General features: G+C 61.7%; 15 protein-coding genes and 1 pseudogene. 6 read left to right on the plus strand and 10 right to left on the minus strand.

Annotation, left to right across the window (positions count from 1 at the left end; genetic code table 11):
• Window positions 1–536: pseudogene (locus tag PHD22_RS12585) on the plus strand (lysophospholipid transporter LplT); the annotation flags it as partial.
• 49 nt (window positions 537–585) lie between these two features.
• Here the strand turns inward: PHD22_RS12585 and PHD22_RS12590 are convergent.
• Genes PHD22_RS12590 through PHD22_RS12600 form a run of 3 tightly spaced genes read right to left on the minus strand, consistent with a single transcriptional unit; the run spans window position 586 to window position 4,867 of the window.
• Window positions 586–1,215, minus strand: coding sequence for a response regulator transcription factor (locus tag PHD22_RS12590; RefSeq protein WP_299867280.1), 630 nt, complete (start codon window positions 1,213–1,215; stop codon window positions 586–588).
• Entirely contained in the window at window positions 1,212–2,417 is a 1,206-nt protein-coding gene (locus tag PHD22_RS12595; RefSeq protein ID WP_299867283.1) for an ATP-binding protein, read from the minus strand. Before PHD22_RS12595 ends, PHD22_RS12590 begins: the two co-directional genes overlap by 4 nt.
• 14 nt (window positions 2,418–2,431) lie before the next feature.
• Window positions 2,432–4,867: a TonB-dependent receptor gene (locus PHD22_RS12600; RefSeq protein WP_299867285.1), complete on the minus strand. Its 2,436-nt coding sequence runs from the start codon at window positions 4,865–4,867 to the stop codon at window positions 2,432–2,434.
• 243 nt (window positions 4,868–5,110) lie between these two features.
• Between PHD22_RS12600 and PHD22_RS12605 the strand changes: the two genes are divergently transcribed.
• The 3 genes from PHD22_RS12605 to PHD22_RS12615 all read left to right on the plus strand — a co-directional run bounded on the left by PHD22_RS12605 (window position 5,111) and on the right by PHD22_RS12615 (window position 7,066).
• Window positions 5,111–5,854: an energy transducer TonB gene (locus tag PHD22_RS12605; protein ID WP_299867288.1), complete on the plus strand. Its 744-nt coding sequence runs from the start codon at window positions 5,111–5,113 to the stop codon at window positions 5,852–5,854.
• Between the two features lie 70 nt (window positions 5,855–5,924).
• Entirely contained in the window at window positions 5,925–6,653 is a 729-nt protein-coding gene (locus tag PHD22_RS12610) for a MotA/TolQ/ExbB proton channel family protein (RefSeq protein WP_299867291.1), read from the plus strand.
• On the plus strand, window positions 6,650–7,066 hold the full coding sequence (locus PHD22_RS12615; RefSeq protein WP_299867294.1) for a biopolymer transporter ExbD: 417 nt from the start codon (window positions 6,650–6,652) through the stop codon (window positions 7,064–7,066). The genes PHD22_RS12610 and PHD22_RS12615 overlap by 4 nt, the downstream gene beginning before the upstream one ends.
• 152 nt (window positions 7,067–7,218) lie before the next feature.
• Here PHD22_RS12615 and PHD22_RS12620 read toward each other — a convergent pair whose 3' ends face one another.
• The 7 genes from PHD22_RS12620 to PHD22_RS12650 all read right to left on the minus strand — a co-directional run bounded on the left by PHD22_RS12620 (window position 7,219) and on the right by PHD22_RS12650 (window position 15,782).
• Complete coding sequence (locus PHD22_RS12620) at window positions 7,219–7,503, minus strand: hypothetical protein (protein ID WP_299867297.1); 285 nt, start codon at window positions 7,501–7,503, stop codon at window positions 7,219–7,221.
• A 109-nt stretch (window positions 7,504–7,612) separates the two neighbouring features.
• Window positions 7,613–9,115, minus strand: coding sequence for a methyl-accepting chemotaxis protein (locus PHD22_RS12625; RefSeq protein WP_299867300.1), 1,503 nt, complete (start codon window positions 9,113–9,115; stop codon window positions 7,613–7,615).
• A gap of 300 nt (window positions 9,116–9,415) precedes the next feature.
• A complete protein-coding gene (locus tag PHD22_RS12630) occupies window positions 9,416–10,558 on the minus strand; it encodes a M14-type cytosolic carboxypeptidase (protein ID WP_299867303.1) in 1,143 nt (380 codons plus the stop codon).
• Between the two features lie 7 nt (window positions 10,559–10,565).
• The gene (locus tag PHD22_RS12635) at window positions 10,566–11,834 is read right to left on the minus strand and encodes a DUF445 domain-containing protein (RefSeq protein WP_299867306.1); all 1,269 of its coding nucleotides are present in this window, start codon (window positions 11,832–11,834) and stop codon (window positions 10,566–10,568) included.
• A gap of 10 nt (window positions 11,835–11,844) precedes the next feature.
• Entirely contained in the window at window positions 11,845–12,630 is a 786-nt protein-coding gene (gene yaaA / locus PHD22_RS12640) for a peroxide stress protein YaaA (RefSeq protein ID WP_299867309.1), read from the minus strand.
• Between the two features lie 60 nt (window positions 12,631–12,690).
• Entirely contained in the window at window positions 12,691–13,581 is an 891-nt protein-coding gene (locus PHD22_RS12645) for a cation diffusion facilitator family transporter (RefSeq protein ID WP_299867312.1), read from the minus strand.
• Window positions 13,578–15,782: a bifunctional (p)ppGpp synthetase/guanosine-3',5'-bis(diphosphate) 3'-pyrophosphohydrolase gene (locus PHD22_RS12650; RefSeq protein WP_299867314.1), complete on the minus strand. Its 2,205-nt coding sequence runs from the start codon at window positions 15,780–15,782 to the stop codon at window positions 13,578–13,580. Before PHD22_RS12650 ends, PHD22_RS12645 begins: the two co-directional genes overlap by 4 nt.
• 109 nt (window positions 15,783–15,891) lie before the next feature.
• Between PHD22_RS12650 and PHD22_RS12655 the strand changes: the two genes are divergently transcribed.
• Together PHD22_RS12655 and PHD22_RS12660 are read left to right on the plus strand one after the other, a co-directional pair.
• Window positions 15,892–16,683, plus strand: a complete 792-nt coding sequence (locus tag PHD22_RS12655) for a M90 family metallopeptidase (protein WP_299867317.1) — start codon at window positions 15,892–15,894, stop codon at window positions 16,681–16,683.
• Between the two features lie 82 nt (window positions 16,684–16,765).
• The coding region (locus PHD22_RS12660) for a host attachment protein (RefSeq protein WP_299867320.1) at window positions 16,766–17,098 on the plus strand (333 nt) is incomplete at its 3' end.

Consider the following 17,098-nt stretch of genomic DNA (forward strand, 5'->3'; position numbering starts at 1 on the left):
CCCTGCAGTTCATCGTGATCAAATGGGCCGAGCAGGCCCTCGGCCTGGATCTGTCGAAAGCGTCCATGCTTCAGGGGGTGGTGGCGGTAGGCGTGGCGGTGGGCGCGATCCTGGCAGCGAGGATGATTTCCATGCGCAGCGCAGTGAGGGTGATCCCCCTGGGCATCGCGATGGGCATCATCGTCAACGTGATGATCTTCGTCACCGACATGGGACTCGCCATGGTGCTGATGATACTGATCGGCGGTTTGTCCGGGTTCTTCGTGGTGCCGATGAACGCCCTCCTCCAGCATCGGGGGCATATCCTGATGGGGGCAGGTCACTCCATCGCGGTGCAGAACTTCAACGAGAACCTGTCAATCCTGATCATGACCGGACTGTATGCAGTCATGATCAGTGCGGGCCTGTCCATCAACGTGGTGGTGATTGCCTTCGGCCTGTTCGTGGCGGGCACCATGTACATGGTCAAGCTGCGCCACGAAGCCAACCAGCGGGAGTTCGATTCGGTTGCCCAGCTGGAGGACACCCGCCACTGAAACGCAGGAGCCGCTCACCTGCCTGCACGTCCTTCGAGGACGTGCAGGCTCATTCGCTGCCATCCAGCAGGCGGTGCCGGGTCGCGTGGCGAAACATTTCGAGGGTAGAGGCAAGGCCGGTTTTCTGCCGGATCGCGGTCTGATAGTTGGCTGCGGTCTTGACGCTAAGGAACAGGCGGTTGGCAATCTCCTCGACGCTGCGCCCTGCTGCCAGCAGCCGGAAAATCTCGAACTCCCGGGGGGATAGCGCCTGATGGGCTGCTTCGTCGACCATGGATGACAAGGCTGCCGCCACATCCGGGGACAAGGGACGCCCTCCCTGGATGATCTCCCTGACCGCCTCAATGAGCTCGTCCGGTTCGCTGCTTTTGGTCAGGTAGCCATCCGCCCCCGCCTTGAAGGCCTGACTGACCATGACCGGACTGTCGTGCATCGAGAAGATCAGCACCTTCAGGCCGGGGTGCCTGGCCTTGACCCGGGAAAGGGTTTCCAGCCCTCCGCGACCGGGCATCGAGAGATCCAGCACCAGCACATCTGCTTCATGGCTGGCAAACCACTGGCAGGCAGTATCACTGTCGCCGAAGTCGGCCACCACCTCCATGTCAGACTCCACTTCCAGCAGGCGCCGGTACCCTGTCCTGACGATCGCGTGATCATCTGCCAGCGCAACCCGGATCACGACCACTCCTCTCGGACAGGTGTGACAGGGAGCCGCGCCTCCAGCCGCAAACCTGCCGAGCCCCCCTGCATCTCCCCTGGACGGATGTTCAGCTCGCCGCCCCGAGCCCAGATGCCTTCCCGGAGGGCAGCCAGGCCCGTACCCCGGCCGATGGCCTCGTCGATAGCCTCCATTCCCACCCCGTCGTCCTCCACTGTCCACTCCACCCACGCGGTGTCCGGCGCCTGGCGCACGGCCACCCTGGCCCGCCGGGGGGCGCTGTGGCGGACAATATTGGAACAGGCTTCCTGGGTCATGCGGTAGAGCATCAGGGCGGTCTCCCGGGGCAGGCTGAGATTCAGCGGCTGAACATCCAGTGCCCAGTGTATCGGGGCACCCTGCCTATCCTGCCAGCTTTCGATCACATCGTGGAGCAGTGGAGCAAGGGCCTCGCGTCCCTCACCGCACACCGGATCGCGAACATCCTTCAGCAAGGCGGTTACCCCCTGCTGGATACGCCCGCACTGGCTGCGGGCTTCCTTGAGTGCCGTCTGCACCGGATCGGCTTTGTCCGCCATGTGTCGGGACAGCAAGGCCAGTTGGGCGCGCAGGGCAGTCACATCCTGTGCCAGCTGTTCCTGCAGCCTGACTTCGATGCGCATCCGTCGCGCTTCTTCCCGGGCCTGCCACTGGAGGGACTGACGACGAGCCTGTCCATCGGCCTGATCCAGAGCCTGGCGGGAAATCCGGTGGACTCCGGCCAGCACCGCACACGCCAGGACAAGGAAGGCCAGCAGGGCACCGGCCAGATCACTGCGGGCGTCCTCGCGGGCACCGACCGGGTCAGCCAGCAGGCTGACTTCAAACCGGCGTCCATCCTGTCCCTGAAAATGAAGACGTCCCAGCTCCCGATCCTTTGGCCAGGAGTGTATCCGGGCAGGGATCAGCACCCGCCCCTGATCCACTTCTACTTGAAAATCCAGGTGCTGGAGACTGCCAGACCGGTGAATTTCCCTAAGGGCACTCAATTGGGCCTCCAGCCGGTCGGCAGGCAGCCCGTGGAGATTGGCGAGCTCCCCCACAAGGCGGGCGATCTCTTCCGCCCCCTGTCCTTCCCGCCGGAGATCCCGTCGGGTTTCAATCGCCGCGAGGGCCCACCAGAGCAGGAAGCAGGCTGCCAGGAGCAAGGCCATCCGGCGAACGAGCAGACGGCTCAGCTCCATGCCACGGCTGCCCGTCACAGGCTGTACCGCACCCCGATCCACAGGGTCCTGGGTGCTCCCGGGGCGAGGAAGGTCGAGCCCTGCTGGGGATACTCCCCTCCCAGCGACCCGAAGGGGCGGGTCTGCACATGGCCACTGGCAGAGAAGGCTGTCGCCCCCAGCTGGGCTCCGGTGCTGTACGCCCGGTCAAACAGATTGTTGATCGTGCCAAACACCTGGAGCTGACGGGTAGCCTGGTAGCGGGCATTCAGATTCACCACCGTGTAGCCGCCGGAACGCCCCGAACCCAGGTAGTAGGCACCATCAGGCTGATGCTGGTTGTTCTCGTTGCCCCGGGCGTAAGCGCCGGAGACGCCGATCAGGTCTGTCCCCAGGGAGAGCACCTCAGTGACCCGATAGCCGGCGGAGGCCTTCAGGATGTGGCGGGGAACCAGAGGGATCCGGTTGCCTTTGCGGACATTGATGGTGCCTTCCAGCCCGGGGCCCTCCTCGTTGGTGCTGTTGCCTGCGCCGCCCACCTCTTCCGGGGAACGGTAGGTGGCATCCAGCAGGGTGTAGTGAAAGGCGAGGCTGATGGGTCCCCAGACGCTGCTGGCACCGGCCTCCAGACCTTGACGACGGGTCTTGCCGAAATTCTTGAAGTAGCCGTAGCCCAGTCGGTCATCAGCAACGAAGAGGATGTCATCGTGATTGTCCGCACGGAACACGCCCAGATTCCAGCGGGTCGCGCCATGCTGCCCCCGTAGGCCCAGATCCCACGTTTTGGTAACCACCTGCCTGAGGGGAGGATCTCCCGCCATGGCGTTGGGCAGCTTGCAGGGATTTTCCGGGTTGGCACAGCCCAGCTCGATGGAGGTCGGGGTCCGGCTGCCTTGGCTGTACCCGGCATACGCGTTCCACATGCGATTCGGCGTAAATGTGATGCCGAAGGCTGGATTGAAGCGCTGGAAGCTGTGATCACCGTCGAGGGAGTCTGCACCTCCGCCCGGGTTGATCTGGTCCAGATTCTTCACCTGGGTGCGGTTGTATCGTCCGGACAGGGTCGCGTGCCAGTACGGGGTGAGGGAGAGGGTGTCGGTCGCGAACAGGCTCACCGTCTGCGTACGGCCTTTCAGATTCACTCTGGAGTCCAGCGCCTCCTCCCCTGGCCCCGCAGCCTGGGACCCGTCAGCCCAGGCCTCCACGGGAATTACGCTGCGATCCGGATGGATGTAGCCGTACTGACCGGACTGCTTGAAGTGCAGATTGCTCTGATCATAGCCAGCGCCCAGGATGAGCAGATTGCGCCTTCCCCCCAGATCCGGGGACAGGGACAACTGGCCCGCCAGTCCGAAGTTTTCCTGCATGGTCCGACTGCGGTTGATCAGGCCCGTGCAGGTTTCGTTGGGCTCATCCTTGCCTGCCGCATGGGCGAGGCAGCTGAGATAGGGGAACGGGCTGTTCGAGGTGTTTTCGCCCGGCAGATAAGGGTTGCCTTCCAGTGCGGCCTCGTTCAGATCACCGTTGTAAGTGGTGCTGGTGATGGAGCGGTAATACATGTTCCCCGAAACCAGGGCCGTGTCGCTGAGGCTGTGGCGACCCGTCAGGTTCAGGAAGAAATTGCGGTTTTTCGTCGTGTCCGGCTGGGTATAGATACTGCGGTAATCCTGCTCGAGGAGACGCACATCCTGCAGGCCGTTGCCGTTCATGCGGTTATCCGCGTAGGCGACGGTCAGGTCCAGATCGGTGCGGGCATCCTGCCACCCCACCTTGCCGAATACCTGGCGGATGTCGGAAGGGGAATTGGTACGCCACCCATTTTCATGGAAACGATGGGCGGTGAAAAACCATTCCAGTCCCTTTTCGTTGAAGCCGCCGTGTTCGAACTCCACGGAGCGTCGTCCATAAGAGCCTACGATTGCCTGCATCGAGGTACCCGCATGAGTACGCCCTTCCTTGGTCTGGATGGCCAGTGCACCACCCAGGGTGTTGAGGCCGAACAAGGGGTTCGACCCTGGCATGAGGTTCATGGAAGCGATCGCAGAACGCGGAATCAGATCCCAGCTGACCACATCCCCGAAGGGTTGATTGACCCGTACGCCATCGAAATACACGGACAAGCCTTGGGGCGTGCCCAGCAAGGGGGACGCCGTATAGCCCCGGTAGTTCACATCCATCTGGAAGGGATTTCCCTGGGTCTCATTGACATGGACCCCTCCCAGGTGCCGGTTCAGGTAGGCGGACACATCCAGAGCCTGGCTCTCCTGCAACTGGAGATCACTGACCGATTGAACCGGCGCGGCGATCATTGCGGAGGGCAACTCGAGCCCGGGCAACGGCGTCAGGCCGATCACCGTGATGGCAGGTACCGTGGTGCTGACAGGCTCCACAGCAAGGACGGGGTAACCTGCCATGCCCGCCAGGACAAGCACCAGAGGACGCAGAGGGTGAGCAGGGCGACGGTACGGCATCAAAGGGGGTCTCCAGACTTTCTTGTAATGGCTCATAGGCTAAGGTCTGACAGCCAGGCCTGCCATGGGAAAAACTCCTGACATTGAGCGCGCGGATATCAAAGGCTGCGGTTACATGCACGAACGCGTTGACGCGATGCAAAAGGCAATCATACAATGCGAATTGTTCGCATTTGTATTTATGAAATCCATTTGATCCTTGCAAGGGTGCGTCGATGCCGATTGGCCCCTCCGGAGATGAACATGACTGCTGCGCTTACGGTGCCGGAACGCCCTGCCTTCGAACTGCCCGCTCCTTTTCAGGCCCTCCCCAAGGCGGCCCGCAGCCGCTCTACGCGGCGCAACAGCCTGGGCGTGGGTATGTCCATCTTGCTGCACTGTGGGCTGGTGGCGGGAATTGTAGCCACCGTCAGCCAGAGCAGCCCTCCAGTGACACCGCCTCAGCCTTACATGACCGTGAGCCTGGTCTCACCGGCAGAAGAAAAGCCCGCGCCGCAGCCTGAACCCAAGCCCGTAAGGAAACCGGAAACCAAGATCACCCCAAAGGTGCAGTCCAAGTCCGCATCTCCTGCACCTGTCAGAACGTTGCCGACCCTGACCTCCACAGCCACCGCAAACAATCCGGTGGAGGCGACAGCTCCGACCGCGCCCTCCTCTCCGCCTGCTTCGGCCGCACCCGCCAAGGAAGCTGCGGTTGCCGTCGTTGCCCCCCGCTTCGACGCCGCCTATCTGTCCAACCCAGCCCCCGAGTACCCTCGCATCTCCCGCAAGATGGGAGAAGAAGGCCGGGTGATGCTGAAAGTCCAGGTGGGCGCAGATGGAAAGCCGGTGGACGTGATCATCTTCAAAAGTAGCGGCTATCCCCGCCTGGACGAGGTGGCCCGGGAAACCGTGCTGAATCGCTGGAGGTTCGTCCCTGCCAAGCAGGGAGATCAGGCCGTGGCCGGTGCTGTCAAGGTGCCGATCGACTTCACCCTGAGTTCCTGAACAACGCACGTTCCGCCCCCTCTTTCTTCCCTCACTTGAAACACGCCCATACCGAGCAAAGGAACTCCCCATGAACGAATCTACTTTCAGTCTTGCCCAGATCTGGGCCCAGGGAGACGGCGTCTCCCACGCAGTCGCCATCGTCCTTATCATCATGTCCGTGGCGTCCTGGGCCGTGATGATCGTCAAGGCCTGGGGGCTCATGCAGTTGCGCCAGATGAGTGCAGGCGCCAAGCAATTCTGGCATTCCACCAGCTTCGAGCAGGGCATGGCCGCCCTGACCCCTGCCACGGCTGAAAACCCCTTTCATGATCTGGCGGTTCGCAGCACCGAAGCCGCTGCCCACCACGCAACCCACCAGGACGAGTTGCACGGCGTACTCAACCTGAATGACTGGATCACCAGCAACATGCGCCAGTCCATTGAGGACACCACCAGCCGGATGCAATCCGGACTTTCGATCCTGGCTTCAGTGGGATCCACCGCCCCCTTCGTCGGGTTGTTCGGTACCGTCTGGGGGATCTACCATGCCTTGATCGGCATAGGTGCAGCCGGTCAGGCGACCCTGGACAAGGTCGCAGGCCCGGTGGGCGAAGCCCTGGTGATGACCGCTGGTGGCCTGGCGGTGGCGATCCCGGCAGTGCTCGGCTACAATGCACTGGTTCGCGGCAACAAGGAGATCCTGGGGCGCCTCAAGAATTTTGCCCACGATCTCCACGCCTATCTCGTTACCGGTGGCAAAGTGCGGAAGGCGGCCTCCAACCTCCATCATCTGTCTGTCCGGAAGGAAGCCAAATGAGCTTTGATACCGGTGGTTTTGACGATGATGGCGAGGTGATGTCGGAGATCAACATGACTCCTCTGGTGGATGTCATGCTGGTTCTGCTGATCATTTTCATCATTACTGTTCCGGTGATCAATCATGCGGTCAAGCTGGATCTCCCCAGGGCCAGCAGCCACCAGGAAGACCTGAAACCGGAAAAAATCAATCTCTCCATCAACGCGGATGGCCGTCTTTCCTGGAATGGTGAAGGTGTGGCCACTGAGGCTCTGGAGCTACGTCTGCAAAATGCGGCGGGTCGTCAGCCTCAGCCCGAGCTCCATCTGCAGGTGGACAAGCGCACCGAGTACGACCACGTAGCACAACTCCTGTCCGCTGCCAGTCGTCACGGGCTTGGCAAGGTGGCCTTCGTTACAGAGCCAGGCAAGTAAAAAGGGCACCCGTGCCACGGTACTCTGTGTGCTGTGGCTTTTTTGCTGGTGCGCCCATGCTGGGCGGACCAGCAAAACGCCTTCCCCAATTCTTGGGGAAGGCGTAACGGTCATCCGAGCCGATCCGGCCGATACCGGCCGGTGTCAGGAAATCAGCGCTCAGCCGTCAGCTGGGCGATAAAGGCGGCTTCCTTCTCCGCAGGGAAGGCATGCTTGGCAAGTACCTGCTGCACTGCCTGGGGATTGCTCCCCTGCTCTTCCACCGAAAACTCGATACCGAGGGTACGGCCGTTGGCTGCCAGAGTAAGGAAGGCGCTCCGCCAGCGCTGGGATTCAGCCAGACGCTCACGTACTTCGTGTTCATTGCGGATCAAGACACCCGCGGCCTTGAGGGAGTCCAGAAACTCTGCGTAGGACTCGTTGCAATAACTGCCCATCGACTTCTCCTGTGAAAACTGGCGATCTCGCGCCTGTATTCCACTAACGCAGGCTATTACGGTAAAGATGACAGAGTTTCAAATTTTTTTGCCATCGGTTCGGGATGGATCAAAAGTGAAACCGGGCCAGGGCAGCACGCAAGGACTCCGCATTGCCTGTCAGGGCCACAGCCTCCAGGGCAATTTCCCGGGTCGCAGCCTCGGATCTGTCTGCCATCTGGGTGATGTGCTCCACGTGGTGGGCGATTTCCTGAGCCGCGACGCTCTGCTCCCTCAGGGCGTCGGAGATGCTGCTGACCACGTGACCTACACTGTCGGTCCGGCCGGTAATACGATCGATCGATGTGCCAGCCTTGCCGGCGTGCGCCACTCCGTTTTCCACCAGGCTGACCGCATTATCGATACAGGTCAGGACGGATTCCTTGGCGCCACGCATGTCGTTCATCATCCGGCCAATTTCATCGGTGGCTGTCGTCGTCCGTTCTGCAAGCTTGCGAACCTCATCTGCCACGACGGCAAAGCCTCGCCCGAGTTCGCCCGCCCGGGCTGCTTCAATGGCAGCGTTGAGGGCCAGCAGATTGGTCTGATCGGCGATGCCCTTGATGATGGTCACCACCTCGGCAGCCCGTTCAGACTCACGGCCAAGAGCCTCGACACGCTGGGCGGCATCGCTGATGACCCCTGCGATACCGGACATCTCGCTGACTGCCGCCTTGACGACCGTGCTGCCGGACGCAGCGGCTTCACTGGAGTCCGCGGACAGTCGCCGGGCCTCTCCTGCATTGTCGGAGATCTGATTGATGGACGCGGTCATTTCCTGAACGGCTGTCGCCATCGCCGTGGTGGAGTTGTTCTGTTCGCCCACACCTTCCGCGATGGCGTGGGAAGTACTGGTGAGACGGGACGCCAGGCTCTGCAAGTTGTCCGCCGTGGTCCGTACCTCGATCAGGGTTCGGTGAAGCTCCTCCTGCATCCGGGCAACCGCTGCCAGCAAGGGGCGGCTTTCCACCATGCGTGGCTCAAAGGTGTAATCCAGATGTCCATCGGTGACCCGGTGAGCAAAGTCGGCGACCATCACGCCATCGATGACCATGGCGCGCAGCAGAAGGGCCATGTAGCACAGCAGCGCAGTTTCAACCACCACATACACTGCGTGGATCACCACCTTCCCGATGCCATCCACCTCCGGGAAGACGAAAACTCCTGCCCCCGTCGCCTGCAGCCAGGCAAAGCTCACATGATGGAGGGCGATCAGCGCTGCGGCCGCCAGCAGGGGGCGCCAGTCACAATAAAGCACCAGAAAGGCCAGCAGCACGAAGATGCCAAAATGGGCCTCTATGGTGCCCTGCGTCTGATGAATCAGCAGCGCAGAGAAAACCATGAACGCGCAGGCCACGGCGATGCGGGTCACCAGCGCACCCTGGGCCGTCCGGCTGAGCATCAGGGGCACAAGGAAAGCCGGCACCCCCACCGTCAGGGCCGCTGCCCACCTGTCCGTGATCCCTGCGATGATCAGGCACAGCAGTAGATGCCCGGCCAGCGTGGCAATGAAAAGACGATCGGCTTTGGCACGAAAGGCCGTCAAACCGTCTATGCGGGTGTGATTGACCATGTCAGCGCCGCCCTTCCCACCAGGCGGATGTCTTGCCCGGACTGCAAGCCTGACCGGCACGCACAGCCTCGACCTGCAGGGACCACAGTTGGCCCGCTGAAGCGCATAACCACAGTACCAGCACACACCACGGAAACAGCCTGGTTGCGGTCCTCTTCGAATGCCCGGATGCCCCGGGGCGAGTCTCGTTCATGCTATTTCCCTAGTAATGTCAGGTTATCCATTAACGACCGCCGGAATACTCAGCTTGAGCACGGAACAGCCGAAAAGGTGGAAAGCAGCCCGGATGAACGGTAGCTGTCAGGACAAGAGGCAGCCCAGTACCGGATTGAGCATGGCCGCGCCCAGGCGCTTGCTGCGCTCGCCGTTCCAGCCATGGATTCCATCCTGCAAGTTGGCGTTGTCCTTGAAAGGCATCTCCAGGGTCAGCGAAACACAGCCGAAATGATGCGCCACCCATTTGGAGGCGAGGCTGAGCAATTCATCGCTGAAGCACCCCGGCAGGTAACCCTGCGCCGTCTGGAAGTCGGGGCTGGCTGCCTGGAAGTCGGCAACAAAGCGTGCCTGCCGCATTCGCTGCTCCTCCGAAAAGCCTGGAACTTCTTCCGCCGTGGAGAAAAAAACGTAGGGCAAGGCCTCGTCGCCGTGGATGTCGAGAAAGAGGCCGACGCCGGTTTCCTTCATGGCATCCCGCACCAGGAGTACCTCCGGGCTGCGCTCCTGGCTTGGTGCAAGCCATTCACGGTTCAGATTGATACCGGCCGCATTGGTCCTCAGATTCCCCCGTATGGCGCCATCCGGATTCATGTTGGGAACGATGTAGAGCACCGCGTTTTCCCGGACCCGCCGGGAGACGGGATCGGCAGCATCAAGCAGGCGCTCCAGGAGTCCTTCCACGAACCATTCGGCCATGCTCTCGCCTGGGTGCTGGCGCGCAATGATCCAGACCGGCTGCTTACCGGGAGCCGGACGTCCAACGGTGATCAGGTCCAGGTCCCTTCCCTCCACGGTGGCGCCCAGGTTGCGGACGGACGCGAAGGGGGACATTTCGGCACGTCCCAGAAAGTCCAGGTGACGTTCGTGGGAATACGGCTCGAAATAGGCGTAGTAGATGCTGTTTCGCTCGGGGATGTGCTCAACGAGCAACTGCCCGTCTTCGTAACGGGTCGTGCTGATGCGGAACCAGGTACGCCGATCATATGAGGCAACGCAGCGATATCCAGGCCAGCCATCGGGATAGGCAGCCTCCGACGCGTTCTCGAACACCAGCCGGACGGGCTTGCCTGCCGCACCATGCAGACGGAAATAAAACCATTGGCGAAATGGTGCCTCCCCGTGAATGCCCTGGTCGGCACGGAGACGCAGGCGAATGTCTTCCGGGCCTGCAATGGAGAGCACTTCGATGGCGCCGGAGTCGAAATTACTGCTGATGCGGAGAGTCATGGTCAGGTCAGGCGATGAATTGAGTGAGCGCATGAAGGGCAAGACCGATGAGCCCTCCCACGAAGGTTCCGTTGAGCCGGATGAACTGAAGATCCCTGCCTACACTGACTTCAATCTCCCGGATCAGGTCCGCGTCGTTCCAGGCCCGCACCGTACTGGCAATGTGCCCCGCCAGACCCGCCCGCATCTCCGGCGCCAGGGTTTCCAGAGTGCGCTCGATGTGCTCGTTGAGGGAGTCCCGCAGGGCCGGGTTGTCGGCCAGGCTCGCACCCAAGGCTGCAGCTGCAGAGGCCAACCGACTTTTCAGGGTGGATTCAGGCTTGCTCAGGTCACGCAGCATCCATTTCCGGAGGTCATCCCACAGGTCGCGCAGGTAGGTGGCAACGGCCGGCTGAGCCAGAAAATCCCGCTTCGCCTGGTCCACCCGGGTCCGGAAGTCTTCGTCGTGCTCCAGGCGCTGGATGTAACGGGTCACCAGTTCATCGAAGGCTTTTCGGCGGGGGTGCTGCGGATCCTCCGCGATCTCGGCCAGCAGACCATGAATGCCACTGATGATACCCGCGGACACTTTTTCCCCTAGATCAGCCGGGTTCATGCCCACCAGACCCAGCATTGCCACCACCTTGGGGTACTCCTGGCCAGCCACGTCCACAATCATGCCGGCAAAGGCATCCCTGACGCCCTCATCGTCCAGCCACTGGGCAAGCTTGTGCAGTCCCTCGTCGAGCAGGGCCTGGTGCCGCCCATGCTCGGTGAGGGCTTCAAGGATGCGCCCTACACTGTCCGCCAGGTCCAGCGTTCCTGCCCTTCGTCGCAAGGCATGGAGCACCAGCCGGCGCACCCGTGGGTCATCCATGAAATTGGCCGACTCCGCCAGCACCACCATCAGTCGCTGGACCAGCAGGCTTGCGTTATCAGGCTGGCGCAGCCAGTCTGCCAGGTGACGAGCCGGATCTGCCGCCCGGACCCGGAGCACCAGAGACGGGGTGTCCAGAAATTTGTCACGCACGAACTCCGCAAGATTTTCAGCCAGTCTCGCCTTGTTGCGCGGCAGGATGGCTGTATGGGGGATGGGGAGCCCCAGCGGATGACGGAACAAGGCCACTACGGCAAACCAGTCGGCGAGCGCCCCCACCAGTGCAGCCTCGGCAAAGGCCACGACCCAGGGCCAGTCCTGATGACGGGCGAGGGCCCACATCAATGCCACGGCCACCAGAACAGCGGTGGCGATGAACTTCATGCGGCCCAGGGCCGCGACTTTCTCCGGATTCGCCACGCCCCTCTCCTCAGGCTTCCCTGCGCCGGAAAACCCAGCGCCCTTGGTCTGAAACCTCGGGTGCGAAGGCGTATCCGTCGGCACAGAAAGCCTTGAGCTGTTCCACGTCCTCAATGCCATGGGTGATCGCGTGGCGGGCCATCAGACCCCGGGCCCGCTTGGCGTAAAAACTGATGATCTTGTAGCGCCCTCCCTTCCAGTCCTCGAAGCTCACGTTCAGGAGACGCCCCTTGAGTCTGGCGGTCTTGACCGACTTGAAATATTCCTCGGAGGCCAGATTGACCAGGACGGCGTCCCTGCCCGCATCCATTTCGGCAGCCAGCAGGCCGTTGAGGGCTTCGGTCTGGGTCATTCCCCAGAAGGCATACAGATCCTTCCCACGGGCGTTGGCCAGGCGGGTTCCCATTTCCAGACGGTAGGGCTGCATCAGATCCAGGGGCCTGAGCAGGCCGTACAGTCCCGACAGGATGCGCAGATGCTTCTGGGCGTAATCAAGTTGCTCCTCGTCAAAAGATCGTGCCTCCAGGCCATCATAAACATCTCCGTTGAAGGCGAGGATCGCCGGCCGGGCGTTGGCCGGCGTGAAGGGGCGGGACCACTCCGCATAGCGGGCCACATTCAGGGCAGCCAGGGGATCGGACAGCCCCATCAAACCTGCCACGTCGGCATGGGAGAGGGCCCGCAGCCCGGAGATCAGCTCGGCGGCATCATCGAGGTAATCGGGCTGGGTGTAACGGGAGGTAGTGAGGGGCGATTGGTAATCAAGGGCCTTTGCAGGCGACAGCACAAAAATCATGGAAACCTTACGGAGTCAGACCAGGAGATGCCTCATCTTAACAAAGGATCGACGATGGGCTCAGTCCAGCGACTCGGGCAACGGCTCCAGATGGGTCGTCACCTCCAGCCCGGGCAGGGATGCCTGCAGGGCAGCCTCCACCTCATCCACCAGCCCATGCCCCTCACGTACTGACCATCCGCCGGGCACCAGTACCACCACTTGCAGGAAAGCGGATGCCCCAGCCTGCCGGGTGCGCAAATCCTTGAAGGCCACGCCGCGAGCCTTGAAGGATTCAAGGACATCCCGGGCCACTTCCAGTGCCGGGCCATCAAGGCTGCGGTCCATCAGACCATCCACCGACTCTCTCAGCAGTTTCCAGGCTTCCCAGGTGATGTGCAGGCCGACGGCAAAGGCAAGCAAGGGGTCGATCCGCAACCAGCCCGTCCAGGCCACCAGAGCCACGCCTGCCATGACGCCACAGGATGTCCAGACATCGGTCATCAGGTGACGGGAGTCAGCCCGCAGGGCAATTGAATGGAAGCGCTCTCCTGCCCGGGCCAGCAAGCGGGCGACGATGAAATTGATCAGGGTTGCCACCCCTGACCAGACCAAACCCCATCCCGCTGACTCGATGGGCTGGGGCGTCAGGAAGCGCTGGAGCGCCGTCCACAGGATCGCTGCTGCTGCACCCAGGATGAGCAGTCCTTCGAAACCGCTGGAAAAGTACTCCGCCTTGCCATGACCAAAGGGATGGCCGTGATCCGGCGGCTCCCGGGTGACCAGGATCATCCACAGGGCAAAACCGGCTCCGGCCAGATTGACAAAGGATTCAAGCGCATCGGAAAGCAGGCCGACTGAACCTGTCAGCCACCAGGCTACCGTCTTGAGGACAATGGTGGCGATGGCTGCGCCGATGGAGAGCCAGGCGAAATGATGCTGCTCGAAACGCTCCATTGAATGCCCAATCAACCCCGTTCCACGTCGGTCACACCCTTCACCTCACGGATCAGGATCAGCGCGCGCTGGATCTGCTGGACACCCTGTACCTCAAGGGTGAAGCGCATTTTTGCAGCGCCTTTCCGGCTGAGGGTATTCACGGCGATCACATTGAGTTTTTCCCGGGACAGTACTTCGGAAATGTCCCTCAGGAGGCCCTGACGATCAAGGGAGTGCACCACCACATCCACCGGAAAGACTGCACTGCCTGGGGATGCAGCACCTCCCCACTGGGCACTGACCAGTCGCTCCGGGTGGCTACGGGCCAGTTGCTGGAAATCCCGGCATTCGAGCCGGTGGATCGAGACACCCCGGCCACGGGTAACATAGCCCTGGATGGCATCCGGCGGGGCAGGCTTGCAGCAGCGCCCAAGAGAAGTCATCAGCTTGCCCACCCCGACAATCAGGATGGTGTCCCCGGCATCTCCCGAGTGGCTCTGCCCGAGCACCACCTCAGGATCAGCCCCCCCGTGGTCGACCAGCTCACTGCCCCGGAGGACCGTCTGGATGGCCCTGGGGCCCACTTCTCCCCGCCCTGCTGCGACGAACAGGGCATCCTGGCCCTTAAAGCCGAGGCGAGTAGCCAGATCATCCAGATTCACCTGACCATGACCTTCCCGCTGGATTTCCCGGGTCAGCACGCTGCGTCCGCGCACCAGCAGTTCTTCCTCCTCGAGGGTATTGAAGTACTGCTTGATCTTCTGCCGTGCCCGATGGGTGGCCACATAGCGTTGCTGGACGTTGAGCCAGTCCCGAGAGGGGCCTCCCTCCTTGGTGGTCATGATTTCCACGGTCTGTCCGCTTTCCAGCGGGGTGTTCAGGGTGACCAGTTGACCGTTGACCTTGGCGCCCCGGCAACGATGGCCCAGATCCGTATGAACCCGGTAAGCGAAGTCGATGGGTGTAGCCCCCCGGGGCAGATCAATCACCCGCCCCTGGGGAGTAAGCACATAAATCGTGTCGTCCAGGGATGCACGTTTGAATTGCTCCAGCCAGTCAGCGGAGTCAGTGACTTCGTCCCGCCACGACAGGAGACTGCGCAGCAGGGCGATCTTCTCGTCGTACTCGCCGGAAGCCGGACCGCTGCCTTCCTTGTAACGCCAGTGCGCAGCCACCCCCAGCTCGGCATGATTGTGCATGTCGTGGGTACGGATCTGCACCTCCAGTGCCCGCCCGTCGCCCGCATATACGGCGGTGTGCAGGGACTGGTAGTTGTTGCCCTTGGGCATGGAGATGTAGTCGTCGAACTCCTTGGGAATCGGAGTCCAGATCTGGTGCACGATACCCAGCACCGCGTAGCACTCCTTGACTTCGCGGACCAGAACCCGCAGAGCGCGCACATCGTAAATCTGGGAGAAGTCCAGACGTTTGGAGCGCATCTTGTTGTAGATGCTGAAGATGTGCTTGGGCCGACCGTAGACCTCGGCCTGGACTCCAATGGCTTCCACCTCGGCCTTCAGGCGGGCCACGGCATCGACAATGAACTGCTCGCGCTCCACCCGCCGCTCATCCAGCATGCGGGCAATCCGCTTGTAAGTCTCGGGCTCCAGGAAACGGAAGGAAAGGTCCTCCAGTTCCCACTTGAGCTGCCAGAGCCCCAGCCGGTTGGCCAGGGGAGCGTAAATATCCAGGCTCTCCCGGGCGATGGTGTCGCGGGTCGTGCCCGGATGGTCCGTGAAATAGCGCAGGGTCTGGGTGCGGGAAGCCACCCGCAGCAGGACTACGCGGATGTCCTCCACCATGGCCAGCAGCATCTTGCGCAGCACTTCGCTCTGGGCGCGAATTTCGGGAGCACTGGCAGTGGTGGTCATGCGGGTAATGACCCGCAGGCCGTTCAGACGCCGGAGACCATCCACCAGGCGTGCCACCCCATCACCGTAGCGCTCGGCGATCTGCTCGTTGGAGTGATCCAGCACATCGCCGACGGCAAACGCCAGGGCTGCCACCCGGGAGTCCACATCCAGGCGCAGGGAGGCAACGATCAGTGCGGTTCCCAGAGCGTGCTGAAAAACAGGTTCCTGGGTGCCGAGGGTCCTGTTCCCATAAACGGATTCGACCCACTGCAAAGCATCGCTCACCCGTTCGCATTCCTCGGGCGAGAGTCCCTCGCAGAGAAGTTCCAGGGTAGTCAATGCCGAAGCAGACTGGGAAATGGAGTGTGTAACAGAGACCATATCGACATTATCCTATAGCCTGCGTCATTTGAGTTTGATCCGGGTTGTTCACCCCGCACCGGGAACAACGACACCTTACCCAAATCAAGCATCGCTCCTATTTCCGCCCATGTTCTCAGTCTTTCGTCGCTGGCGACGTCAGCGTGCCGCTCAGCGGACGGAAATCTCCGCAGCCCAGTGGGCCGAGGTTGAAAGCGCCCTCCCCTTTCTCGACTTCATCCCTCCTTCCGAACGGCCCCGCCTGCGCCAGCTGGCCCTGGAGTTGCTGGCCGACAAGGAAGTACACGGGGCTCACGGGCTGGTGGTCACTGACACCATGCTGCTTTCCATTGCCCTCCAGGCTTGCCTGCCCGTTCTTCACCGCGGGCTGGACGCCTACTCCGGCTGGGTGGGGATCGTGATTTATCCGGGAGATTTCCTGATTTCCCGCCAGGTCGCCGACGAAGACGGCATCGTCCATGAATACGATGATGAAGTTCTCGGTGAGGCCTGGGAGGGCGGGCCGGTCATCCTGTCCTGGCCTGCAGGTCATGAAGACATCGCTGGCATCAACGTGGTCATTCATGAATTCGCCCACAAGCTGGACATGGAAAACGGTGGGGTGGACGGCTTCCCCCGACTGCCGCCGGAAATGTCACCGGCGGTGTGGGCGGCGGCCTTTCAACCTGCCTACGATGATTTCTGTGGACGGGTGGACCGGGACGAGGAAACATTGCTGGACCCCTATGGCGCAGAACATCCGGGCGAATTCTTTGCCGTCATGAGCGAAGCTTTTTTCGAGACACCCAGCCTGCTGAAAGCGCTGTACCCGGCTGTTTATCAACAGCTTTCCCAGTATTACCGGCTCGACCCTGCCCTTCGGGACACCCACGGACGGCAGCCATCCATACTTGCCTGCTGACGAGCTTTTGCATCTTGTAGTTCTGCTGTCTATGGTAACTAGGCCACTCCGGCATTCATGACAGACAGTGGAGAGCAATTACATGGCCATCACCTGGATTCTTGTCGCCAACGCAAGTCTGGCTCGCCTGTACGCCCACCTCGGCCCCAAACAGGGCCTTCAACTGGTCAAGGAAATTACCCATCCGGAAAGTCGCATGCGCAACGCCGACCTGTCATCTGACCGGGCCGGCCAGATGCAGGCTGCCGGTAGCGGGCATGGTGCCCGGGCGCAGCAAACGCCCCCCAAGCTCCACGCGGCCCGCAGCTTTGCCCAGCAACTTGCCAAGGAACTCTATCTGGGGCGCAGTCGCAATCTTTTCAAAAGGGCAATCCTCGTAGCACCACCTGCCTTCATGGGCATGCTCAATACCACC

The sequence above is a fragment of the Zoogloea sp. genome (assembly GCF_028693495.1).
Lineage (GTDB): Bacteria > Pseudomonadota > Gammaproteobacteria > Burkholderiales > Rhodocyclaceae > Zoogloea.